The organism is Streptomyces sp. AC550_RSS872 (assembly GCF_019049285.1).
Taxonomy (GTDB): domain Bacteria; phylum Actinomycetota; class Actinomycetes; order Streptomycetales; family Streptomycetaceae; genus Streptomyces.
This window is the reverse complement of the sequence record NZ_JAGMUL010000174.1, coordinates 1-3,191: the sequence shown is the minus strand read 5'-3', so window position 1 is coordinate 3,191 and position 3,191 is coordinate 1. Positions and strand designations below refer to the sequence as shown.

At 69.9% G+C, this 3,191-nt stretch carries 2 protein-coding genes; both read right to left on the bottom strand.

All coding sequences use genetic code 11. The features are described 5' to 3' along the window. The coding region (locus KUM44_RS39670) for a polyketide synthase (protein WP_217214627.1) at positions 1 to 1,094 on the bottom strand (1,094 nt) is incomplete at its 3' end. Further along, positions 1,094 to 3,191, bottom strand: a 2,098-nt coding sequence (locus KUM44_RS39665) for an SDR family NAD(P)-dependent oxidoreductase (protein ID WP_217214626.1), incomplete at its 5' end; no start/stop codon positions are given. The genes KUM44_RS39670 and KUM44_RS39665, both read right to left, overlap by 1 nt.

Here is a 3,191-nt window from a genome sequence, read left to right as displayed (position 1 = left end):
CCTGCTGCGGCGTCGAGGTGTCCGATGTTTCCCTTGACGGTGCCCAGGACGCAGTCGCCTCGTCCGCCGAACGCCTGCTCCAACGCCTGAACCTCGATGGAGTCACCGATCAGCGTGCCGCTTCCATGTGCTTCCACATAGTCGATGTCCTCAGGGTCGACCTGCGCTATGTCCATCGCCTCGGCGATCACGGCGGCCTGACCGGCGACGGTGGGCGCCGTGAAACTCGCCTTCTGGGCGCCGTCGTTGTTGACGGCGGAGCCCTTGATGACGGCGTGGATGGTGTCCCCGTCGGCGAGGGCGTCCTCCAGCCGCTTCAGCACGACCACCCCCACACCGTTGCCGAAGACCGTCCCGCGTGCCTGCGCGTCGAACGGACGGACATGGCCGTCCGGTGAGAGGAACGAACCCTCCTGGTGGAGGTAGCCCCGGTTCTCGGGGACCTTGTAGGCGACCGCGCCCGAGAGCGCCATGTCGCACTCGTAGGTGAGCAGGCTCTGGCAGGCGGTGTGCACGGCGACCAGCGAAGTGGAGCACGCGGTCTGTACCGGGATGCTCGGACCCGTGAGATTCAGCTTGTGGGACACCCGGCTTGCGAGGAACGCCAACTCGAAGCCCAGACCGGCGTTCTCTGTTCTGAGTCCCTCGCCCTGACTCCAGTTGCTGTAGATGTTCTCCAGATAGGCCGACGTTCCGGCGCCGGCGTAGACGCCGATGGTGCCGTCGTACTGTGCGGAGTCGTAGCCGGCGTTCTCCAGTGCCTGCCAGGCGGTCTCCAGGAAGAGGCGGTGCTGGGGGTCCATGAGCTGGGCTTCGCGGGCGGTGTATCCGAAGAACTCGGCGTCGAAGAGGCCGGCGTCCTGGAAGCGTGGTCCGGCCTTGACGAAGTCGGGCCGGTTGAAGGTTTCCGGTGGTACTCCCGCCGCGGTGAGTTCCTCGTCGGTCAGAGCGACGATCGACTCGACACCGTCGCGCAGGTTGCGCCAGAACTCGTCCAGATCCGCGGCACCGGGAAAGCGCCCCGCCATCCCGACGATCGCCACACCGCTCTCCGCCGGGAGGTCATCGAACCCGTCCTCCGCCTTGTTGGCCATCACTGTCCCCTCGCCTTGCGGCGCTGCTGCTGGTGCTGACGTCGTTTCTGCCTGTTCTCCGTACGCCGCTCGGCGGCTGCGGGATCCGGCTCCGGGTCGGGCTGCGAGCGGTTGTCCACCAGGCCCGCCAGGTTCGCGATCGTGAGTCCTCCGTACAGATCGCCCAGGGTGAGCCGGGCGTGCAGCCGTGCGTTGACGGAACTCACCAGCTGGATGGCGACCAGAGAGTCGCCGCCCAGGTCGAAGAAGCTGTCCTGGACACCGACCTTCTCGATGCCGAGCAGGGCCTGCCACACCTCGCAGATGGCGTGCTCGACGGAGGTGCGCGGCGGCACGTACTCCGTGGGGATGTCGGGCCGGTCGGATGCCGGGTCGGCCGGTTCCTCGGGGCCGGGCGTGCTCTCCTGCCTCTGCGCGTCGGCGGTGTCCAGGGAGAAGGCGTTGGCGAACAGCTCGTCGAGATCGCTGGGGGACACGATGACCTGGGGCTCCGCCGCGGCCGCCAGGACCGTGTCGAGGGCCCGCAGCCCCTCCTCCGGCGTCATGCCACGCTCTTCCACATCGCGTCTGCGCCGCTTGTCCATCCCGGGCGACACCGCCGTGTTGACGGCCATTCCGGTGCCCTTCCAGGGCCCCCAGTCGATGGAGATCACGCGCCGACGCCTGCCTCGGTCCTGGGCGAAGGCGTCGAGGAAGCAGTTGGCAGCGCAGTAGTCGACCTGGCCGGCGCTGCCGATGTTCGCGCCGTTGGAGCCGAACAGGACCAAGAAGTCCAGCTCTTGGCCGGACAGTGCCTCTTCCAGTACCCGGGTGCCGTGCACTTTGGGCCGCATCACGTCGGACGCGTCACGCATGTCCTTAAGCTGGATCAGGCCGCCGCCGGCCACACCGGCGGCGTGGAAGGCCCCGTGCACCGCCCCCCAACGGCGTACGGTGCTGTCGACCGCCGCGCGCATGGCGTCCGGATCGCTCACGTCGGCCTGGAGGACCAGCACCTGCGCGCCCTCGTCCCGCAGTCGCCCGAGGCGGCGGACGGCGTCGGTGAGCGGAGCCCCCGTGGGGGCATCGGCGAGGAAGGCGTCCCATTCCTCCGGAGGCGGGAACCGGGTGCGGGACGTGAGCGCCACGCGCCCTCCGGCGGCGGTGATGTGCCGCGCGAGCGCCAGCCCCAGGCCTCCGGTGCCCCCAGTGACGAGGTACACCCCGTCCGGGCGCAGCGCGCTCGTCGTCCCGGCGACGGGCAGGCGTACCGGGAGGTGGTGCAGGAGCCACCGGTGGATGCCCCGGTGGGCCACCGCCGCCGGGTCGGACGTGGCTTCCGCGGCCAGCTCGGCCATGATCCGGTCGAGCTGGTGCGAGGACGGCGCGGTGAGGCAGTCGAGGTCGACACTCCGGCAGGAGGTGTCGGGCATCTCCCGGGGGAGGACGCGACACGGGCCCAGGAGAGTCGCTTTGGACGGGGAGAGACGTTCCGACCCGGTGACGTTGTGCAGCCCGTTGCTGAGCACCCAGATACGGCGTGGCCCGGTGGCCGCGTGGCGGGCCAGAGCCTGCGTCAGGCGGACAAGGCTCTCGAAGCCGAGCCGCAGCGTCGTCGCCGTGTCGGCGAGTTCCGCCTCGTCCATGGTGGTGACGGCCCAGGCGTGCACGACATGGGTGGGCACTCCGGAGGGCCCCTCGTGCAGGGCGTCGATCAACCGGTCGTAGTGGTCGCCCCTGGCGGGGTCGAGGGTGAACCGGCCGGGATCCGGGTTGGACCAGCTCGTGCCGGGCCTGACCAGACTGACGGTGGCACCGCGGGCTCGCAGGCGCCGGGCCAGGCCTTCGCCCACTCCCAGCTCGTCGGCGAAGAGGAGCCAGTGCCGGTCGATGTCGGGCGTGGCTGCCGAGGGCAGGGCCATCCGCTGCCAGGACGGTGTGTAGAACCATTCCGCGATGTCGTCCCGACGCCGGGCCGGCGGCGGAGAGGCTGCGGAGGACGGATGAGCGGTTCCGGAGCCGATCCAGTGGTGTTTGGGGTTGAGGGGGTGGGTGGGGAGGGGGATGTGGTGGTGTGTGTGTGGGGGGTGGTAGGTGGTCCAGTTGGGTGTGGTGCCG